Below are 18,913 nucleotides of genomic sequence, written 5' to 3'. Positions count from 1 at the left end.
TTCAGAAGAGATGATCCGGTGTGTGGCAGTGTCAGTTATGGCTTGCCGGCATGAAAAGCTTTGCGGGTTTGCGTTCAAAACTCTGACGGCCACCTTTGAATGCCATCATCGGCTGTGCGAGGTTTGCGATCACCGCCGCCGGTGAATCTGCGTCAAGTACGATAAAGTCTGCGTTACAACCCGGTGTCAGACCATAGTCCTGCAGGCGGATCAGCTTCGCCGACTCTTCCGAAATCCATGCTAGGCAACGCGCCAGCTCCGCAGCCGTGCCCAGATGGCAGACGTTAGCCAGCAGGTTGGCCTGGCGGATGAGCGAGACATCGCCGAACGGTGTGAAGGGGTTTCCTACGTTATTGGTAGACAATGAACAGGTCACACCACAGGCATGCAGCCTTGCCAGCGGCGCTACGCCCCGTGGCACATTGTGGGTGGCATCCCGGCCGGTGAGGAACAGGTCTGTGGACGGTAATGCCGTCACCTGAACACCTGCTTCGGCCAGAGCCAAAGCGGTTTCCCTGAACTGCGTTGGCTCTAACGCCGATAGTTTGGTGGCGTGGCCGATCGTAACCCGGTGCTGCCAGCCATGGGCGAGGGTGCAGCGGATCACCTCCGGTATCGTCATACCCCGGGGGTTGAGGTCGAAGTCCAGATGCAGGTCCAGATCACAATTGTAGCGCTCAGCCAGTTCGAACAGTCGCTGGATCTGACCGGCGGGATCGCTATCCATATAGGGGCAGCCGCCAAGGACGGTGGCTCCGTTTTCCAGTGCTTCGCACAGTAACTCTTCAGTTCCGGGGTTATTGAGCAGACCCTCCTGGGGGAATACACAGATTTCCAGGCTGATACCCCATGCATAGTCCCGCTGCAGCCGGCGGATTGCCCGGAAGCCGGTCAGACCGATGCCCGGGTCCAGTTCCACGTGGGTCCGCATATGGGTGGTACCCTGGGAAATGGCTTGTTCGAGGATGTGGGCGCCCCGCTGGTAAACATCTGCCTCTGTGAATTCCGACTTGGCAGCACTGGTACTGGCCACTGCTTCCTCCAGAGTGCCTTCCTGCAGCCTGCAACGATCCATGATGCAGGCCTTGTCGAGGTGAATGTGGGTCTCGATGAGGCCTGGCAGAACCAGGTGGCCTTCCAGATCGATTTCGGTAGATGGTGATGCGTCGTTGGCGAAGTTCTGTGTGAATCTGCCGTCTTCCACCTGCAGTTCAGTGATCTTCTCCGGTTGGTCTGGAAGCCTCAGGTTTTTGAACAGTATTGAACTCATGCAACATTTTCCCCCAGATAGGCGGCTTCGAGTTCCGGATCATTAAGGAGAGTCTCGGCATCGCCGGAGTGCACTACCCGCCCGGTTTCCAGTACATAAGCCCGGTCCGCCACCTGGAGGGCCAGATTGGCCATCTGATCTACCAGTAACAGGGTGACGCCTTCATCACGCAGAGTGGCCAGGGCATCGTAAAGCTCTGCCACCATGGCAGGTGCCAGCCCCAGAGAGGGTTCGTCCAATAGCAGGATTGAAGGTTTTGCCATTAGCCCGCGGCCTATGGCTACCATCTGCTGCTCGCCCCCGGACAGCAGCCCGGCGGGGCTGTTAATGCGGTCCTGCAGCCTGGGGAAGCGTGCGAGAATGTCGTTTACATCCTGATCAAGATTGGCGTTATCCGTACGGGAATAAGCCCCCATAAGCAGGTTGTCCCGCACACTCAGTTCCGGGAATACCTGGCGGCCCTCGGGTACCAGAGCCAGGCCCTTGCCGGCGATCTGGTTGGCATCCAGAGTTTCGATATTTTCGTTATTGAGCACCACTGAGCCCCCGGAGGCGGAGTGCAGTCCCGCAATGGCCTGAAGAATGCTGGATTTGCCGGCGCCATTGGCCCCAAGAATGGCAATCAGTTCGCCCGGATTTACCATCAGGCTTACACCCTCGACCACCGGGGCGGCGCCGTAATCGATTACCAGATCCTTGACGAACAGGGTAGCGTCCCGGCTGCCATCCCAGGCTTTGGGGCGCGGCGGTGCCTGGTAATCGGTACTTCCCAGGTAGGCTCTCACAACCTCGGGGTTGGAACGAATCTCTTCTGGCTCCCCCCAGGCGATGGGGTGTCCGGAGTCCAGTACCAGAATGCGATCTGAAACAGACATCACCATAGTCATATCATGCTCTACCAGAATCACGGCAATACCATAGCCTGCAATGGTTCGAAGCAGACCGGTGACCTGATCGGTGTCGGCCCGGCTCAGGCCAGCGGCCGGTTCATCCAGCAACAACACTCTTGGCCTTAGCGCCAGGGCCCGGGCGATTTCCACCAGGCGACGATCGACATGAGGCAAGGCTTCGGCCTGGGTATGCACTGATCCGCGGTAGCCCACGAGGGCCAGCAGGTCCATGGCAATGTCTACTTGTTGAGGGTCGGGTTTGCGCCAGAAATCCCCCAGGCGGCCACGTTGCATACCTGCCAGCAGGTTCTCAAGTACCGTCAGCCCTGCAAACAACTGGGTGGTCTGGTAGGTCCGGGCAATCCCGGCCCGGGCGACTTTCCAGGCAGGCAGGCCGGCCAGGTCATCGTTGAGTTCAATGCGGCCGCTGTCTGGTGCGTAGAAGCCGCTGACCATGTTCAGTACTGTCGTCTTGCCGGCACCGTTGGGCCCGATAATGCTGGTGACAGTGCCAGGCATGGCATTGAAGCTGACCTGTTCGGCAGCCTGGACGCCGCCGAACCGGATGCCTATGTCCTTAACATGCAGACCGTCAGGAGCACCCGCATCGCAGGTCAGGAAGCTCGCCAGTCGGGCGGAATCCGGCTGTTGCCGGGGCACCAGCCTCTCCGGTTTCGAAAATCTGGCCTGGAGCACGCCGAGCGCGCCGGTAGGTGCGATCCATAGCACCCCCAGAAGAACTCCCGCAAACAAGAGAAGTCGCATCTCCGCCATACTCGACAGCAGCTCCGGCACGAGCACAATAAGAATGGCACCCAGTAAGGGGCCGAACACGGTTCCGGCCCCGCCGACAATCACTGCCAGTACAAAAAGAATGGACTGGGTAAAGGGAAAAGAATCCGGGTTGATAAACATCATCAGCGGCGACAGCAGTGCCCCCGCCAGCCCGGCGAAAAGTGCCGACAGGGCGAAGGCCAGAGTTTTGGTCTGAACCGGATTGAAGCCCAGAGAACGGGCCGCGATCTCAGTGGCTTTCACGGAGCGGATTGCCCGCCCACAGCTGCTACCAGCCAGGCGGTGGAAAAACAGCAGCGAGGCGACCATCAGTGCTACTGCAATCAGGGCGAGTCCGGTGCTGGCTGGGAGGCTGCCGGTATCCGGCATCGGCACGCCGATCAGGCCGTTGGCACCACCGGTAAGAGAGCGCCACTCAATGAGGCCGTGGTGAACGATAAAGCCGAAGGCGATGGTCACCATGGCGAGGTAGGGGCCGCTCACACGCACCGCCGGTATTGCCAGCAGGGCGCCGACAGCTGCGGTGACTATGGCCGCGCAGGCCATGGCCAACACCAGAGGGACTCCTGCCATGGTCATTAATGCAGAGATATAGGCGCCAATGGCGTAGAACGCGACGTGGCCAAACGAGATCTGACCACTAAGACCAATCAGAATATTGAGGCCGCTGCACACGACTGTTGTCAGGGCGATGAGTGTCATGACCAGCAGGCCATAGCCACCAAGGGTAAAGGACAGCACCGCGCCTGTCAGTGCCAGAAGACCCAGCAGACTTGGTACCAGCCATCGATGAGAAACCAGGGAATTGGGGGACATCATACTTTCACCAGCTTTTTGGAACCGAACAGACCGTTGGGGCGTATTGCCAGAGCAAAGATCACCAGACTGAAGGTCAGGATCTGGGAGAGGGTGGAGCCCAGGTAAACAATGATCAGGGCTTCCGTAAGGCCGAACAGAAGGCCAGCCAGCACCACGCCATTGAGACTGCTGATGCCGCCAAGAATGGCTACGGCGAAGGCCTTGAGGCCAAACAGCATGCCCATTTCTGAATGCACGCTCACAAGGGGGGCAATCAGAAGTCCGGCAATGCCGGCAAATACGGTTGAGACAGCAAAGGATATGGCGACCACCCGGGTTACGTGGATACCCATCATTCGGGCCGCAGTCGGGTTCTGGACGGTTGCACCCAGCACCTTGCCCAGGCGGGTGTATCGCTGGATCAACACCAGAGCCAGCACTATTACCGCTACCACGACAGGAAGAATAAGCTGCATCAGGCCTATACCTGTGCCAAACAGTTCCAGGCGATGGTCGACCGCTTCGAGCGTGAACCGGCGAGGCTCTTTACCAAAGGTGAACATTACAATGTTGTCTACCAGCAGGCCCCCGGCCACAGTAGCCAATAACCAGGCTTCTGAACCCCGGCTATGGAATGGACGTACCAGGAAACGTTCTATGGCCAGACCATAGAGTGCGCAGACAGACAGGGTCAGGAAGGCGGCCACCAGCCAGGGCATGCCCAGAGTAATGCAAAAGGTATAGCCCAGTACGGAGCCCACCATCATCGCGCTACCCTGGGCAAAATTGACCGTCTGGGAAACGATGAATGTGATGTGAAACCCCAGGGCCAGCAGGGCATACATGCTGCCCATACCCAGGCCACTGATAATACTGGCGGTGATCATGATGCGGTGTCCTCCTGCCGGCCGGATCAGGGATCCGGCCGGCTGTTACCAAATGCTGAGTGCGAGGTTCGAAGAGCCGTGACTTACTGGTCGACGGGAACTATGCGTCCATCAACAAAGTGCGTGAACAGATAGTCATCCGGACCGAGAGCGTCGGTTTGTTCGGGTGAGAAGGGCTTGAGGTAGCTCTTGATCAGGCCATCATACTCGGCAATCTCGAAGTAACCCTTGCGGATTGCCGGGCCTTCGGTGCTGCCAGCATTTTCGATAGCCAGCGCGGTCAGGTGCATGGCGTCATAGGCGTTGGCGATGCCCACTGCGGGCGTGATATCCGCAAGATCCTTGATTTCCGGATAACGCTGTTTCAGGGCAGCCAATACCTCGGCACCCTTGCCCTGCTGATTTTCAACAAAGGTAAAGGTCTGGATAAAGTGCACCTTGGCGGCATTTTCTCCGGCCAGTTCACTGAAGCGGCCACCCGCTGGGCCCCAGTGGGAAATAATCGGCACATCCCAGCCCATGCGGTCGAGGGACTTCACTACCTGTGCGGACGGTGCAACATTAGCCACCATCAGCAGGGAATCTGCGCCAGCTGCCTTGAGGCGACTCAGCTGCGGCACCATGTCGATATCGTTGCTTTCAACCCGTTCAATACCGGCCCATTCCATATCCCGGGATTCAAGCGCATGGCGGAAGCCCTTTTCGTTGGACTCGCCCCAGGGGTTGTTGATCAGGACCATGCCTGGCTTTTTCATACCGAATTCGTCGATGCCGTATTGCACCAGAGCTTCATCCACAAGTTCGTCCACGGCGGACACCCGGAAAACGTAGTTCTCATCGGCGCCGTTCTTGGTGATTGGCGTACCAGCGGCCCACACGCCCATGAACGGGAATTTCATCTGATTGGCCAGAGGTACGATAGCCAGGGATACCGGCGTATCCAGGCCGCCGAAGAGTACGGCTACCTCTTCTCTCTGAACAAGTTCGCGAGCGGCCAGAAGCCCTTTGTTCGGGTTGCTCTCATCATCTCTGCGCAACAACTCTACTTGGCGGCCAAGTATGCCGCCTTTGGCATTGATCTCGTCGATTGCGATGGTCAGCCCGCGGGTAATAGCCTCACCGGACTTGGCCGATTGGCCGGACAGGGATGCCACCAGGCCTATCTTCAGAGGGTCGTCTGCGTGAGCCAGACTGGTCAGGGAAAGCAGTCCCGTCGCCGCCAGGGGCAGGAACCAGTGTTTGATTCGAGTTGTTAAGCGCATTGCATTTCTCCAGCTTTGCTTGAGTATGTACAAATATTGCTAGCAACATGGATGCCACTATAATGTGTCTGTTATTCAGAAAAATTCAGCTTTTTGGCACTAAAAAAGCGCTTTATGAATATTTTTGCCCCGAAATAGCGCGAATATTGTTTAGAGAGCGATCATCAATCAGGAGATTTGAGAATGTCAGCTAAAGATGAAGCAATAAAGATTGTTAGCAATTTTCTGGAGGCGTCTATGGCACCGGATCCAGTGCGTGCTGCCACTTATATGGCACCGGACGTACGCATTACTTTCACTGGAGGGCGCGCCATGGCCAGCACCCAGGCAATTACCGAGTTTAACGGTGGCCGCTATGCCTGGGTAAAAAAGGAGCTGGGTGCCTTCGACTGGACTGAGCATGCCGATCACACGGTGGTCTATTCCAACGGTACGCTTTATGGAGAATGGCCTGATGGCCGGCGGTTTGCTGGCAATCGCTATCTGGACAGGTTTGAAGTTCGTAATGGAAAGATTACCCGCATGGATGTCTGGAATGACAGTGCTGAGTGGATACTGACGCCGGACCTGAACCGGGAAGCATAGAGCGCCAGGGAGGTACATTCCGGAGATCCGTCATTGAAGGCGCCGGTCTCCGGTTTCCCCGTCGGAGGTTCTATTTGTTCTGGGTTGCTACGTATAGCGCGCGCAGGTGATCTCCGGACGTGGTGGGTGGGTATTTCGCCTCTGTGTCCGGTATCAGATTGCTGATTGTTGCGTCGTAGTTGGGGTTATGGAAAAACACCAGAGACTGGCGTCGGGTTTCGGGGCCGGAGTTCGCCGGCGGGTTCACTACGCGATGCAGTGTTGAAACCCAGGTATCGTTGGTCCAGCGCGCCATCAGATCGCCGATGTTTATGATGAAACAGTCCGGGACAATGGGCACGTCGACCCACTCGCCTTCGGCGTTGCAGACCTGAAGGCCTCCGGGCCGGTCCTCGGTAGCGAGAATAGTGAGGCTGCCATAGTCAGAGTGGGCTCCCGCACGGATCTGCCCCGGGGTGGGTTCTGTTAGCTGTGCCGGATAGTTGCGTACCCGGAGACGGCTGATGTGCCTGTCTATCAGTGCATCAAAATGGTCTTCCGGAAGCTTCAGAGCCAACGCAAAAACTCGCATCAGAAGAGCGGCAAGTTGCCCCATTTCCCGGTAGTAACGAGTCCAGACTTCTTTCAGTTCGGCTGGCTGTTCAGGCCATATGTTGGGTGCAAAATGCTTGCCGGCTGCCGGAGCCCTGGCGTAGTCCTGATCAGGTACGTCTACGGGGCCGATCATGAAGCTTTCGTTCAGATCGCTACCAGTCGCGTTCGGGTCCCTGGAGCGTGCGAGCGACTCCTCATCCACACCCGTATAGCCCCGGGTGACGTCCATCGATGGCCTCGCCACCTTTTTCTTTTCTGCTAACGGAAGGTCAAAGAATTCACGGGATACTTTGCGGGTCTGGGCGATGAGCTCGGGGCTGATGCCATGGCCTTTGATGACCAGAAAGCCGATGTCACGGCAGGCCTGGTTCACGGCCTCCGCAACCAGGTTTTTATCGGATTTGGTGCCGAGACGGAAGGGTTCGAGATCAATGACAGGTACATTTAAAAGTTTCATGGCTGGCTCCTGCGGGTACATGGGGGGTTAGACCAGTGCGTCACCACCATCCACCAGCACGGTCGAGCCAGTGGCGGAGGGATTGGTCGCGACATACAAAATGGCGTGGGCGATATCGTCGGCAGCAGCTACGCGCCCAGTGGGTAGTCGCTGTCGCATGGTTTCGAATTTTGCTTCGCGGCCCTCTGGCCCCAGGCGGTCCCAGAGTGGCGTTTCGGTGGTACTGGGTGACACAGCGTTGACCCGGATTCCTGCTGGCGCAAGCTCAAGGGCCAGTCCTCGCATAAGTCCTTCAACTGCAGCATTGAGCGCGCCTTGTAACACTGCATTGGCGTTAGGTCTCTGGGCATAGACACCGGAGACAAAGGTCAGTGAGCCACCCTCGCAGATGAGGGCACTGCGACCGACATGGTAGGCACCCCAGAATTTACTCTGGGTACCGTCCTGGGCCTGATCTAGAGGAAGCGCCTTGACGGTTCCCACCTGAGTGGAGGATCCAGCGAGAATGACATGATCCCATGGGGCCTGACTGTTGAAGAAGCTCTCGACGGCAGAGGCTGACCGGACATCAAGTTCCAGAGCAGCCACATCCGCTGGCAGGCGTTGCAGGGCGGCATTAAGGCGTTCAGGTGAGCGCGAGGCGATGGTAACTGTTGCGCCGGCGTTGGCTGCCCGCAGGGCAGTGGCCTCACCAATACCTGAGCTGCCACCTATGACTAGTACGCGTTGATTTTTGATGACGTGATCCTCACTGCATTGTTAGCAAAAATTAGAAATATTGCTAGCAAAAAAAGTGCCACGTCTGTGTGGTGATGATTCGGGAGGGTGTGCCTGTATTTCTCAGGTTCCTCAGGCCAGCGCCTCGCGGAGGTCTACGGAGGGCTTGCTTTCGTCATTGAACTGGAGCTGGCTTTCCAGGTGGTTCAGGTGATCAAGCATGAGCGCAGCTGCCCGCCTGCTGTCACCTGATTCCAGCGCCGAGAGGATTTCCTGATGCTCGCTGTGCTGACAGGCAGGAATATCGTTGCGCTGATACAGTGCAACGATTAATGAACTGCGCAGCATCAGATTTTCCAGGATGCTTGACAGCACTTTGTTTCCGGCGACTTTTCCAAGCAATCGATGGAAACTGCTGAGTTCCCGGATGATTGCGCGCCGATCATCGCCGGCTGTAGCTCCATGCTCGGCTTGCATATGAGCTTCAATAGCTTTGGCATGGCGCTTCATCTTTTCTTGCGAGATGCTTTCCACAAGGCCTCGCTCTACCGCTCTTCTGGCCTCGAAAATGTCCCGGGCTTCCTGTGCCGAGGGCTCTGAGACATGAGCGCCGCGATTTGGCTCAATGGTAACGAGGTTCTGAAGCGCAAGTCGTTGAATGGCAGATTGAACGTGGTTCCTGTTGGCATTGAGTGCCTCAACGATCTGGGCCTCAACCAGGCGAGTACCAGGCGGGAGCGAATGTCGGGCAATGGCGCTTGAAAGCGCATCAAAAATCCGTTGGACTTCCTGCTGTTTACCACTGTTTTTTCTTGAAGACTTTCCCATCAGATTGCGATCACCATTGCTAGCATCAGGATAGATTTGATTGCAATTCTAGCACTTAAATCGAGCGGGGCGTCCAACGCCAGCATGTTTTCCGATGATCCGGCAGGCGCCATGTTCAAACGGCAGCGGATTACTGGCATATTGTTGAATATCGACAACCATAAGCAGGCGCTATGATCGCAAGTGTTGATAAAGCACTTTATCGAGCCAGGAAGCTTGGACGTAATCGCGTTGAAACCGGCTAAAAACGGTGGAGCGCACATAAATGGAAGGATGCTATGAAGAGCTACAGGCCACTACTGATTTTCTTTTTGATTTTATGGAGTTCTGTCTCATTTTCGGGGGAAGCTGATGTGGTTGAAGTAAGCGTCAGCGAAAACAGAAAGAACTCGTTCAGTTTTAACGTATCAGTGTTGCATCAGGATACCGGATGGGAACACTATGCCAATAAATGGGAAGTTGTTGATGAAGCCGGGACTATTTTAGGAACCAGAACCCTGTACCATCCCCACGTTAATGAACAACCGTTCACCCGAAGCCTTTCGGGAGTTGAAATTCCCGAACAGGTTAAAACTGTGACGATACGTGCTCATGACTCTGTTCATGGATATGGTGGCAAAACCATAAGTGTTGAGTTGCGTTAAGCCCACATAAACATGACATTGGTATTTTTCTTCAATTTTCTGGCTAGGATTCAGAGGTTTTTTGAATCTATAAGGATTGAGAATGGACTCTCGCATAAGGTTGTTTTTTGTTGCTGTTTCGATTTTTGTTTTAAATTTTATGGCTGTAACAGATAGTTATGCTGTTTCGGATAACATAAAAATATTGAAAGATATTCCTTATGGGGAAAGCCAGAAACAAAAACTTGATGTTTACATGCCGGTTGACGCAAAAAATGCGCCTGTGATCTTTATGGTGCACGGAGGAGCATGGCGCCTTGGAGATAAAGAGGCTAAGGCGGTAGTAAGAAATAAGGTAGATCACTGGGTAAATAAAGGCTTTGTTTTTATTTCTGTTAACTATCGTCTGTTACCTGAGGCACATCCGCTGAAACAGGCGGCGGACGTAGAGGCAGCACTGATATTCTCACAGAAAGAGATAGATAAATGGGGCGGTGCACCTGATAAATTTATATTGATGGGGCATTCTGCCGGTGCTCATCTTGTGTCTCTTGTTTCCTCCGATTTGAATGCCGCCAGGGAAAAAAGAATAGAACCCTGGTTAGGTGTGATCTCGCTTGATTCTGCAGTATATGATGTAGTTCAGGTGATGAGCGCCAGGAGGCCTCCCCGGTTTTATAAAAACGCATTTGGTGAAAAGATGGCCTATTGGAAGAAAGCCTCTCCTATTTATCAATTGTCAGAAAAGACTCCTCCATTTCTGGCTGTTTGTGCGTTGCCCAGAAAAGATGATAGCTGCTCCCAGGCCAGGAGTTATATTGAAAAATCCAAAAGCCTTGGAACCGATGCGCAATTGCTGGAAGTAGATTATTCTCACAAAAAGGTAAATTCAGAGCTTGGAAAAGATGCTTGCTACACGCAAAGCGTTGATGAATTTCTCCGGCGGTTGCACCCTGATATAAATTCAATGCTCTCTAGCCAAAGTGCCCGGACACGGAAAAACTGTGGTTAGACTCCTGTGCTGTCTGGAGTAATCTTGCGATTCTTGTCCAGTTACCCGGAGCCTGCCTGATTCAGGTGAATGTCCACGCCAGTATTCTCGTGATCTTGTTTCCTTGTTTCATTTCTATCTTCCTTACATCAACAGCCCCAAGCTTGCGGATCAGTTTTGTCGCAGGCTTTATATTGTCGATTTTCGAAACCAGGCACGTAAACCAGCGGCATTGAGCTGAGAATATCTGGCTTTCTTTTATCAGCTTCTTCAGGAACATTCGTTCGCCGCCTTTGCACCAGAGTTCGGCTTCCATACCACCAAAATTGAGGGTGGGAGTTTTGGGTGGTGCTTGCTCACCGCGATTACGGGCAAGGTTGTTGAGCTTGCGCTGGCTGCCTTTGAGCGCCTCTTCCTGCGAAGCGTGAAAGGGTGGGTTGCATACACTGACATCAAAGAACTCTCCCGGTTGAATGATGCCCTCAAAAATGTGATTTGTGTTGTCTTGTGCACGCAGTGTGAATCTGCTTTCCAGAACCGGATTTCTGGCGATAATCGACGCAACGTTATCAAGTGAACGACTACTGATATCACTCCCCACACACTGCCACCCGTATATTGCGCAGGCTAATATCGGGTAGATTCCGTTCGCGCCGGTTCCTATGTCCAGCAGCGCAACTCTGGGCTGGCTTTCAGTGGCGCCCTTGGCCGGTTCATCAATTCCCAGCAACTCTGCGATGTAGTGGATATAGTCAACTCTGCCCGGGATAGGGGGGCAGAGGGCACCTTCGGGAATATCCCAGCCGATAATGTTGTAGTATCGCTTCAGTAGTGCGGCATTTATGGCTTTTACGGCCAGCGGGTCTGAAAAGTCTATGGAAAGATTGCCGTAAGCGTTTGTTTTCACATAAGGGGCTAGTGGCGGGTAACTTTGTGTGAGAGCTGGAAAATCATAGCCTCTCTGATGCAGGTTCCTCGGGTGCAGGCCTTTTGGGTCACGCCTGCTCCGGATATTTTTACCTCGATTGGGGTTGCTCAAAGTAATGAATCCGAGGGTTGGGTTTAAAAGTGGGGTAGCTGCTGGCCTGGTCCCTGATTGTAACTGCAATATAAAGGCTGTTGAAGATAAATCATGAAGTCCAGGACCAGTCGGCTCGATCGTTTTATCAGCCAGAACAGTGCTTTCTCGCTTGCAGATACGCGCCTTTTAATCGCTCAAAAACGGATTTTTCTCGATGGCCGGGCTGCCCATTCAATTCAGCAGAAAGTGACGGAATTTACCCATGTTGTTCTGGATGGTTGCTGCCTGAGAGATAACCGGCCTGTGTATCTTATGCTGAATAAACCCCGGGGTGTTGTCAGCGCGACTAAAGACTCCAGGCATTCCACTGTGATGGACCTTGTTGACCACCCTCAGAAGCACGAACTTCACATAGTCGGGCGCCTTGATCTGAATACAACCGGGCTGGTGTTACTGACTAACGATGGCGCATGGTCACGCAAGGTAAGCTTGCCCGAGACGAAGCTCGCAAAGATCTATGAGGTTACCTTATCCAAACCATTAACGGATGAGTATATTCGGGTGTTTCGGGAAGGTATCTATTTTGCCTACGAAGACATTACAACCAGGCCCGCACGTTTAGAGATACTCTCTGATTACACCGCCAGGCTTTCACTGGTTGAGGGCAAGTATCATCAGGTCAAACGTATGTTTGGCTATTTTCGGAATGAAGTTCTGGCTTTGCACCGGGTTTCTGTCGGGCATATTTCCCTTGAAGGACTTGATGAGGGACACTGCAGGCAGCTTACCTGTGAGGAGATAGCTGTAATTGAAAACCAATAACCAGAAGATTATCGCGCGACTGCGTGAGCGTATTCCTTCGTTCGAATGCGTTCCTGGTTGCCACGATTGCTGTGGCCCGGTGACTACGTCTTCGGAGGAAATGTCGCGTCTGCCAGTGAAGACGGATGCGGAACATGAAGCAGCATTAGGTGAGCTGAACTGTGTGCACCTTGGCCCGGATGGCTGCAATGTATACGGGGAGCGTCCTCTGATTTGCCGGTTGTTTGGTACAACACCCAATATGCCCTGCCCAAATGGACGTCGGCCGGAAGTGATGGTTGATTCCGAAACCGAGCTTCAGGTTCACAACTACATAGCTAACACACGGCAAGTGTTAGTGTAGTTATCCGATTTATCGTAATTTCCTCGCATCAACAGGCTGGCACATAAAAATAGTCGCCCGTACGAAAGCAATTTGAGAGCCACGCATATGCCCAATAAGAAAAAAATCGAATCCGTTCTGGAGCTGACCGAAGACCTTGCCGCTACGCACAAGTCTTTCCGGACTGATGAAGCCAAGGCTTCATATGCGCTCAAAAGCCAGATTGCCCGGGATTTTGAAGCCGTTATGAAAGACGGCTATGTAATCATTGAGGGGCTTCTTACCAGGTCGCAGCTTGAGTTGATTCGTGAAGCAACCTTGCCGTTGCTGGGGAGGTCCGGGCGCAATACATTTGAAGGCGTAAAAACTCAGCGGCTATACAATGTCCTGGAGAAAACGCGAGCCATTGATCTGCTGGCAACGCACCCTCGTGTTACCGGATTGCTGGACCGGCTATTCCTGCCCAATTATCTCCTCAGCCAGGCTCAGATTATCAATATTCTGCCAGGCGAGTCGGCACAGCCGCTGCACTACGATGACGGCTTCTATCCGGTTCCGCGCCCGCGTCCTCCGTTCGGGGCAGCAACCGTCTGGGCTATTGATGAGTTTACGGAAGAGAATGGCGCGACGGTCGTAATTCCCGAAAGCCATAACTGGGGGAAGGAAATTGTTACTGACCGGACTCAGGCGGTACCCGCGGTGATGCCTGCCGGTTCCGTTGTCTTCTTTTTAGGGACGCTCTGGCACGGTGGCGGAGCCAACCGCTCGGGCGCTGATCGCCTGGCGGTTACCTGCCAATACTGTGAACCCTGGCTAAGGCCGCAAGAGAACTTCTTTCTCGAGCTCAGCCAGGAAACGCTTTCCCGGATTCCTGAGCAGTTGCTGAGTATGGTTGGTTACTCAATCCACCCGCCATTCATGGGCATGGTTAATGGCATGCACCCCAAGCGAACGCTGCAGCCCGGAAAGGCGGAATAGCACTTTTGTTTTAACTTTCCAGATTCCGTACTCGCTGCGCCAGTATGGAAAAGTCAAAGCGCTTTCCTTTGGGCAGAAGCAAGAGCATTAGTGAAACGGCGATAGGTACCAAAGATGCCAGCAGGAAGGATTCCAGCAGGTAGGTGGTTGGTGTGCCTGGGGCAGGAAACACCATAAGCCCGGCGACCAGACCGGCAAAGGTACTGAGCGCGGCGTTGTAGCTTTGGTAATGAGCGTTGTAGAAGCCGAAAAAGACCGGGAAGGCCGCAGCGCAACACAACAGGTCTGCCAGCAGAAACAGGTAGAGCACGCTGTAGCCCTGAGCGGCTACGAAGAGTACTGGTATAGACAAAACCACAATCAGCCAGCGCGACAGTGATAGCAGGCTGTGGTTGCTCAGTTCAGGCAGTAACCGGCGCAGATCTACCACCATAATGCTGGTCAACCCACTTATGGTGGAGTCGGCGCTGCTCATAATCAGCGCCAGCCCGAAGGGTAAAAGACCAATCGCAAACCAGAGTGGCACATCTGCCAGCAGCACGCTGAAGAGCGCCACCGAACCGTCCCCGGGCAAGTCCAGCCCCACGAACGCCAGCCCGAATAAACCCATGATAAAGATAATGGGAAAGCTCAGCAGGCCGCTCATGATAAATCCGTTCCGAATGACCTTGTTATCGCGGGCGGCGAAAATACGCTGCCAGGTTCCCTGATAAAACAGCCCGGTCAGCACTACCGCGATGAAGAATGTGAGGCCGGATTTCAGCCCGTTGATGTCCAGCGGGTCCAGCAGGTGCGGAGCTTTATCCTGCAAGCCCTGCAGCGCCGGAGCAAGGCCGCCAGTGGCATGCCAGCCGAAGCCGATCAACAGAACCAGAAAGGGCAGGATGACCAGCATCTGTACCCGGTCAGTGAAGATAGTTACCCGCAGGCCGCCGTAAAGGGTGTAGAGCAGGGACGCCCCCATCACTATGCTGGCGGTGAGCCACAGTGGCACGGGAGCGAGCAGGGAGACCATTTTTGCGATGGCGGTCAGGCCAGCCGTGAGGCTGATAAACAGATAGAAAATCATGATGACCAGCACAAATCCGTACATCACCCGGCCATAACGGCCGAGCACAAATTCGGTGAGGGTGTGGCCTTCGGGCATGAGTGTGCGGATGCGATTGCCCAGCGGAATCATAATGAGGCGTGGAGCCAGCGCGCCCAGGGCGTAGCCGGTAACCGCTCCAATGCCGCCCCAGGTCGCGGCCTGGGCCGGCCCGAACAGTATCCAGGTGCCCAGTGTGGTGGCCAGCAGAGTCAGCAGAGTGGCGGAGCTGCTCTGGCTGTTTCGGGCGACCAGAAAGTCATCCAGCTTGTCCTGCTTGCGGCGGGCGTATATCAGGCCGGGTATGGCGAACAGAGCGGCAAATAAAACCAGCCACACCAGTGCGGTAGAGGAGCTTAACATGGGTTGTCTTCCTTGCCCTGCAGGCGGATAGCGTAATAGCCAGAAGTTGTTTGCCACCGGGATGGTCGCGAAGGAAGAAAAAACACGCAGGCATGCGCACAGCGGGCGCTTTCCTTCCCTTCGCCGGCATTACCCGGATCAGGTTCGAAGGGTTACCGCACAGGATGCGGAATCTCAGCCGTTAACCGGCTCCCCCAGGAATGTTGACAGAGTAGAAAGTCTGCCAGTAGTTGTCAATTGCAGGTGTTCTGGCCTACATACCTGAGCACCTGGTGTGCTATGGTTTCGATTCGACACGGGGTGTCCTGCATGCAGGGCTGAGATAACACCCGTTGAACCTGATCCAGTTCACACTGGCGAAGGGATGTCAGCCGCAGGCGCAGCCGGGATGCTGTGCCGCATCTGCCCATTCATACCTTCGCCTCTCTTTTGAGGTGTCTATGCAACATTCTTTAGGTCTTGACCAACAACTCGTGCTGGTAACAGGCGGTGCCCGTGGTCTGGGTGAACACCTGGTGCGTGCTTTCCTGCGAGAGGGAGCCAGGGTTGTGATCAACTATCGCAACAGTGCCGATGCGGCTAAAAAACTGGCCGCTGAAGCTCCGGAACGGACGCTGGCGGTGCAGGCCGATGTTACTGACCGCACAGCGGTAAAGGCTATGTTTGCTTCTGCTCAACAGCATTTTGGTATGCCAGTGACCACGGTAATCAACAACGCCCTGCCGGACTTCTCATTCAACGGTGATGCCCGCGCAAATGCAGACAAGCTTACCTGGGAGGGCCTGAATCAACAGTTTTCCGGTGTGGTGGGTGGTGCCCTGAATACCACTCAGGCGGCGCTGGATGGTATGCGAGAAGCGGGGTTTGGGCGCATTGTGAATGTCGGAACCAATCTGTTCCAGAATCCGGTTGTGCCATATCATGATTACACCGCCGGAAAGGCCGCTTTGCTGTCGCTTACCCGCACCCTGTCGCAGGATCTTGGGCCAGATAATATCACTGTGAATATGGTGTCTGGCGGTCTGCTGCGTACCACCGATGCGTCCGCCGCTACGCCCGAGGCTGTGTTCGATTTTATTGCCGCCAGTACACCCTTGCGGCGGGTAACCACGCCGGCAGAGTTTGCCGATGCCACCTTGTTTTTTGCCTCGCCCTGGGCGCGCTCCGTTACCGGACAGAACCTGGTAGTCGATGGTGGATTGGTGAAAAACTGATGGCAGCTTCATCATCCGACCAGCGCATGATGCATCTGAATCTGTTTCTGATGGGCTGCGGCCACCATCGGGCCGCCTGGCGTCACCCGCAATCGGCAGTAGAACAGTTGGGTGATATTCGCTATTACGAGCGTCTGGCGCAAACCGCTGAACGCGGAAAGCTGGATGCCGTGTTTTTTGCTGACAGCAACACGGTAGGCAACGTATCAGATGGCAGCTGGTGGTATCTGGAACCACTTACCGCCATCGCTGCCATGAGCCGAGTCACCGAACATATTGGCTTTATCAGCACGGTTTCCAGCACGTTTTATACGCCGTTCCACGCAGCCCGGCTGGTGGCTTCGCTGGATCATATTTCCGGCGGGCGTATCGGCTGGAATGTTGTTACCTCGATGTTTGATGTGGAAGCGCGTAATCACGGATATGAATCCATGCCCGGCCATACCGAGCGCTATCGCCGGGCTGATGAGTTTGTGCAGGCAGTGTTGGGGTTGTGGGATTCCTGGGCTGACGATGCTCTGGTGTTTGACCGGAAAGGCCATTATGCCGACCCGGGCAAGGTACAACCGATAAACCATCAGGGCGAGTTTTTTCGCGTAGACGGGCCACTGAATGTGCCCCGCCCGGTGCAGGGGCATCCGGTTCTGTTCCAGGCTGGCGCTTCGGAGCAGGGCCGTGAGCTGGCGGCCCGATGTGCTGAGGCTATCTATGCAGTGGCTTACGATCTGCCGGCGGCGCAAAGTTATTACCGTGATATAAGGCGACGGGTAAAAGCGACAGGTCGCGATGCTACTGTGCCGGTTTTACCGGGGCTGGTTACCTATGTGGCGCCTACCGAAGCCGAAGCACTGGCAAAGCAGCGGGAGCTGGATGAGCTGTTGCCTGCCGATGCGTCTTTGCGCCAGCTGGCCACGTTTATTGATCAGGATTGTTCAGACTGGGATCTGGATGCGCCGGTACCACCCCTGCCTTCGCTTGAAGAGTTCAGCGGGCCCCAGGGGCGTTACAGCACCATCCTGCGCATTATCGAAACCGAGAAACCCAGTCTGCGCCAGTTGCTGGGCCGGCTGGCAGCGGGCGGAGGCCACTGCACCATGGTGGGAACGCCGGAGCAGATTGCCGATAAAATGGAACACTGGTTCAACAACGAAGGAGCCGACGGTTTCAATCTGATGCCGCCGTCTTTGCCTTCCGGCATTGAGGACTTTGTTGAACAGGTAGTGCCCGAATTGCAGCGGCGCGGTCTTTTCCGTACCGAATACCAGGGCTCTACCTTGCGCAGCCATCTTGGGCTTGCCCGGCCTGAGTGTTTTAAGGGTAAACTTTCATCATAAGGTTGTTCGGCGCCTGATTTGGGACTCAGACCTCTTGATCGAAACGTGCAGCTACCCTAAAGATCCCGATTGTGTCAGGCTCACAGTCTCCATTTGAGCAGGCTGCGACGTATGCGCAAATCTTCCAAAAAAAATAAATTACCGCTTTGGCATCCGCGCCTATGGCCTTCCTGGGCGCTGGTATTTACGCTATATCTGTTGTCATTTTTGCCCATGTCTTCCAAGCAAAAACTTGGGAAAACCTTAGGGCGTTTTCTGAACGGCAAACTGAAATCCCGTGCCCGCGTTGCTGACCGGAATCTTGCTATCTGCTTGCCCGATCTGGATAAAGAAGCCCGGGAAAAACTGGTGCAGGACAATTTTATCGCCTGTGCCCGTGGTTTTCTGGAGAGTACCCATGCCTGGTGGCAGGATATGTCGCCTTATTTCGAAAATACGGAAGTGCAGGGGCTGGAGTATCTTGCGGAGGCACGAAGCAAGGGCAGGGGTGTACTCCTGATTGGCGGCCATTACAGTATTTTTGATTTCGCGTTACCCCTGGTTGCCAGCCACCTGAAAAACCCCGGATACGTATACCGGCCCAACAACAACCCGGTTATTGACCGCATGATCGAAAAAGGTCGCCGCCGCCATTTCGGTATCCGGGCATTCACCAAGCGCGAACTGCGCCCAATGGTGTCTTTTCTGAAAAAAGGCGGAGAAGTCTGGTTTGCCTGCGATCAGGATTTCGGCAAGAAAACCGAGTTGTTTGTGCCATTTTTTGGTGTACAAACCGGATGTATTACCTCCCCAAGCTATATCGCAAAAGTATCAGGTGCCGCTGTAGTCTGCGTCAGCCATCTGCGAATGCCCGATGGGAGATATCGAGTGGTATTCTCACCGGTGCAGTCTGATTTCGGAGTGGACAAGCACAAGGATACCCGGCTCTGGAACCGCTATATTGAAGACGCTATCCGTGAACAGCCTGATCAGTACCTGTGGCTGCACAAGCGCTTCAAAACCCGCCCCGAAGGGGCCGAGAAGGTCTATTGATGGTTTGGCTCTCATGGTCCATAAATAACTGTCATGCCAGGAA

The 18,913-nt window shown here is 54.7% G+C and carries 19 protein-coding genes and 2 riboswitches; of the genes, 10 read left to right on the top strand and 9 right to left on the bottom strand.

Annotation, left to right across the window (positions count from 1 at the left end; genetic code table 11):
* Positions 1-31 precede the first annotated feature (31 nt).
* The 4 genes from DS878_RS14360 to DS878_RS14345 all read right to left on the bottom strand — a co-directional run bounded on the left by DS878_RS14360 (position 32) and on the right by DS878_RS14345 (position 5,902).
* Entirely contained in the window at positions 32-1,270 is a 1,239-nt protein-coding gene (locus tag DS878_RS14360) for an amidohydrolase family protein (protein WP_113816593.1), read from the bottom strand.
* Positions 1,267-3,774 carry an ATP-binding cassette domain-containing protein gene (locus DS878_RS14355; protein WP_113816592.1) on the bottom strand — a complete coding sequence of 836 codons (2,508 nt, stop codon included), beginning with the start codon at positions 3,772-3,774 and terminating at the stop codon, positions 1,267-1,269. The genes DS878_RS14360 and DS878_RS14355 overlap by 4 nt, the downstream gene beginning before the upstream one ends.
* The gene (locus DS878_RS14350) at positions 3,771-4,640 is read right to left on the bottom strand and encodes a branched-chain amino acid ABC transporter permease (protein WP_113816591.1); all 870 of its coding nucleotides are present in this window, start codon (positions 4,638-4,640) and stop codon (positions 3,771-3,773) included. The genes DS878_RS14355 and DS878_RS14350 overlap by 4 nt, the downstream gene beginning before the upstream one ends.
* Positions 4,641-4,723: 83 nt before the next feature.
* Positions 4,724-5,902, bottom strand: a complete 1,179-nt coding sequence (locus DS878_RS14345; RefSeq protein WP_113816590.1) for an ABC transporter substrate-binding protein — start codon at positions 5,900-5,902, stop codon at positions 4,724-4,726.
* A 183-nt stretch (positions 5,903-6,085) separates the two neighbouring features.
* On the opposite strand from DS878_RS14345, the gene DS878_RS14340 reads away from it, so the two are divergent.
* Positions 6,086-6,487, top strand: a complete 402-nt coding sequence (locus DS878_RS14340) for a nuclear transport factor 2 family protein (protein ID WP_113816589.1) — start codon at positions 6,086-6,088, stop codon at positions 6,485-6,487.
* A gap of 70 nt (positions 6,488-6,557) precedes the next feature.
* Here the strand turns inward: DS878_RS14340 and DS878_RS14335 are convergent, their stop codons facing one another.
* The 3 genes from DS878_RS14335 to DS878_RS14325 all read right to left on the bottom strand — a co-directional run bounded on the left by DS878_RS14335 (position 6,558) and on the right by DS878_RS14325 (position 9,083).
* The gene (locus DS878_RS14335) at positions 6,558-7,538 is read right to left on the bottom strand and encodes an isopenicillin N synthase family dioxygenase (protein ID WP_113816588.1); all 981 of its coding nucleotides are present in this window, start codon (positions 7,536-7,538) and stop codon (positions 6,558-6,560) included.
* Positions 7,539-7,565: 27 nt separating this feature from the next.
* Positions 7,566-8,276, bottom strand: a complete 711-nt coding sequence (locus DS878_RS14330) for an SDR family oxidoreductase (RefSeq protein ID WP_113816587.1) — start codon at positions 8,274-8,276, stop codon at positions 7,566-7,568.
* 111 nt (positions 8,277-8,387) lie between these two features.
* Complete coding sequence (locus DS878_RS14325) at positions 8,388-9,083, bottom strand: GntR family transcriptional regulator (protein WP_113816586.1); 696 nt, start codon at positions 9,081-9,083, stop codon at positions 8,388-8,390.
* Positions 9,084-9,119: 36 nt separating this feature from the next.
* Here DS878_RS14325 and DS878_RS15495 point away from each other — a divergent pair, with 36 nt between their 5' ends.
* The 3 genes from DS878_RS15495 to DS878_RS14315 all read left to right on the top strand — a co-directional run bounded on the left by DS878_RS15495 (position 9,120) and on the right by DS878_RS14315 (position 10,718).
* The gene (locus tag DS878_RS15495; RefSeq protein ID WP_187298799.1) at positions 9,120-9,260 is read left to right on the top strand and encodes a hypothetical protein; all 141 of its coding nucleotides are present in this window, start codon (positions 9,120-9,122) and stop codon (positions 9,258-9,260) included.
* Positions 9,261-9,361: 101 nt separating this feature from the next.
* On the top strand, positions 9,362-9,727 hold the full coding sequence (locus tag DS878_RS14320) for a hypothetical protein (RefSeq protein ID WP_113816585.1): 366 nt from the start codon (positions 9,362-9,364) through the stop codon (positions 9,725-9,727).
* Positions 9,728-9,809: 82 nt separating this feature from the next.
* Complete coding sequence (locus DS878_RS14315; RefSeq protein WP_222837472.1) at positions 9,810-10,718, top strand: alpha/beta hydrolase; 909 nt, start codon at positions 9,810-9,812, stop codon at positions 10,716-10,718.
* 61 nt (positions 10,719-10,779) lie between these two features.
* Here the strand turns inward: DS878_RS14315 and rlmF are convergent, their stop codons facing one another.
* Positions 10,780-11,736 (bottom strand): 23S rRNA (adenine(1618)-N(6))-methyltransferase RlmF, encoded by a 957-nt coding sequence (gene rlmF / locus DS878_RS14310; protein WP_113816584.1) that lies wholly within the window; start codon positions 11,734-11,736, stop codon positions 10,780-10,782.
* Between the two features lie 93 nt (positions 11,737-11,829).
* Here rlmF and DS878_RS14305 point away from each other — a divergent pair, with 93 nt between their 5' ends.
* From DS878_RS14305 to DS878_RS14295, 3 genes are all read left to right on the top strand, one after another.
* The gene (locus DS878_RS14305; RefSeq protein ID WP_113816583.1) at positions 11,830-12,540 is read left to right on the top strand and encodes a pseudouridine synthase; all 711 of its coding nucleotides are present in this window, start codon (positions 11,830-11,832) and stop codon (positions 12,538-12,540) included.
* The gene (locus DS878_RS14300) at positions 12,527-12,883 is read left to right on the top strand and encodes a YkgJ family cysteine cluster protein (protein WP_113816582.1); all 357 of its coding nucleotides are present in this window, start codon (positions 12,527-12,529) and stop codon (positions 12,881-12,883) included. The genes DS878_RS14305 and DS878_RS14300 overlap by 14 nt, the downstream gene beginning before the upstream one ends.
* Positions 12,884-12,970: 87 nt before the next feature.
* The gene (locus DS878_RS14295; RefSeq protein WP_113816581.1) at positions 12,971-13,840 is read left to right on the top strand and encodes a phytanoyl-CoA dioxygenase family protein; all 870 of its coding nucleotides are present in this window, start codon (positions 12,971-12,973) and stop codon (positions 13,838-13,840) included.
* A gap of 10 nt (positions 13,841-13,850) precedes the next feature.
* On the opposite strand, the gene DS878_RS14290 is transcribed toward DS878_RS14295, so the two are convergent.
* Positions 13,851-15,290, bottom strand: a complete 1,440-nt coding sequence (locus DS878_RS14290) for a sodium:solute symporter family transporter (RefSeq protein ID WP_113816580.1) — start codon at positions 15,288-15,290, stop codon at positions 13,851-13,853.
* Between the two features lie 98 nt (positions 15,291-15,388).
* Positions 15,389-15,496, bottom strand: a riboswitch (TPP riboswitch).
* Between the two features lie 80 nt (positions 15,497-15,576).
* Positions 15,577-15,672: riboswitch (TPP riboswitch) on the top strand.
* Between the two features lie 58 nt (positions 15,673-15,730).
* Between DS878_RS14290 and DS878_RS14285 the strand changes: the two genes are divergently transcribed.
* The 3 genes from DS878_RS14285 (at position 15,731) to DS878_RS14275 (ending at position 18,870) form a co-directional block, all read left to right on the top strand.
* Positions 15,731-16,504 (top strand): 3-oxoacyl-ACP reductase, encoded by a 774-nt coding sequence (locus tag DS878_RS14285; RefSeq protein ID WP_113816579.1) that lies wholly within the window; start codon positions 15,731-15,733, stop codon positions 16,502-16,504.
* Positions 16,504-17,838 (top strand): LLM class flavin-dependent oxidoreductase, encoded by a 1,335-nt coding sequence (locus DS878_RS14280; protein WP_222837471.1) that lies wholly within the window; start codon positions 16,504-16,506, stop codon positions 17,836-17,838. The genes DS878_RS14285 and DS878_RS14280 overlap by 1 nt, the downstream gene beginning before the upstream one ends.
* A 111-nt stretch (positions 17,839-17,949) precedes the next feature.
* A complete protein-coding gene (locus tag DS878_RS14275) occupies positions 17,950-18,870 on the top strand; it encodes a lysophospholipid acyltransferase family protein (protein ID WP_113816578.1) in 921 nt (306 codons plus the stop codon).
* Positions 18,871-18,913 lie beyond the last annotated feature (43 nt).

The organism is Marinobacter sp. F3R11, assembly GCF_003318275.1.
GTDB lineage: Bacteria > Pseudomonadota > Gammaproteobacteria > Pseudomonadales > Oleiphilaceae > Marinobacter.
Note: the sequence above shows the minus strand (reverse complement) of the source record. Positions and strands in the feature narration are given on the sequence as shown.

Bases quoted from the DNA above. Each gene is read 5' to 3' on its own strand.
- DS878_RS14360 (WP_113816593.1), bottom strand. From the start codon at position 1,270: ATGAGTTCAATACTGTTCAAAAACCTGAGGCTTCCAGACCAACCGGAG.
- DS878_RS14355 (WP_113816592.1), bottom strand. From the start codon at position 3,774: ATGATGTCCCCCAATTCCCTGGTTTCTCATCGATGGCTGGTACCAAGT.
- DS878_RS14350 (WP_113816591.1), bottom strand. From the start codon at position 4,640: ATGATCACCGCCAGTATTATCAGTGGCCTGGGTATGGGCAGCATGTAT.
- DS878_RS14345 (WP_113816590.1), bottom strand. From the start codon at position 5,902: ATGCGCTTAACAACTCGAATCAAACACTGGTTCCTGCCCCTGGCGGCG.
- DS878_RS14340 (WP_113816589.1), top strand. From the start codon at position 6,086: ATGTCAGCTAAAGATGAAGCAATAAAGATTGTTAGCAATTTTCTGGAG.
- DS878_RS14335 (WP_113816588.1), bottom strand. From the start codon at position 7,538: ATGAAACTTTTAAATGTACCTGTCATTGATCTCGAACCCTTCCGTCTC.
- DS878_RS14325 (WP_113816586.1), bottom strand. From the start codon at position 9,083: ATGGGAAAGTCTTCAAGAAAAAACAGTGGTAAACAGCAGGAAGTCCAA.
- DS878_RS14320 (WP_113816585.1), top strand. From the start codon at position 9,362: ATGAAGAGCTACAGGCCACTACTGATTTTCTTTTTGATTTTATGGAGT.
- DS878_RS14315 (WP_222837472.1), top strand. From the start codon at position 9,810: ATGGACTCTCGCATAAGGTTGTTTTTTGTTGCTGTTTCGATTTTTGTT.
- DS878_RS14305 (WP_113816583.1), top strand. From the start codon at position 11,830: ATGAAGTCCAGGACCAGTCGGCTCGATCGTTTTATCAGCCAGAACAGT.
- DS878_RS14295 (WP_113816581.1), top strand. From the start codon at position 12,971: ATGCCCAATAAGAAAAAAATCGAATCCGTTCTGGAGCTGACCGAAGAC.
- DS878_RS14290 (WP_113816580.1), bottom strand. From the start codon at position 15,290: ATGTTAAGCTCCTCTACCGCACTGGTGTGGCTGGTTTTATTTGCCGCT.
- DS878_RS14285 (WP_113816579.1), top strand. From the start codon at position 15,731: ATGCAACATTCTTTAGGTCTTGACCAACAACTCGTGCTGGTAACAGGC.
- DS878_RS14280 (WP_222837471.1), top strand. From the start codon at position 16,504: ATGGCAGCTTCATCATCCGACCAGCGCATGATGCATCTGAATCTGTTT.
- DS878_RS14275 (WP_113816578.1), top strand. From the start codon at position 17,950: ATGCGCAAATCTTCCAAAAAAAATAAATTACCGCTTTGGCATCCGCGC.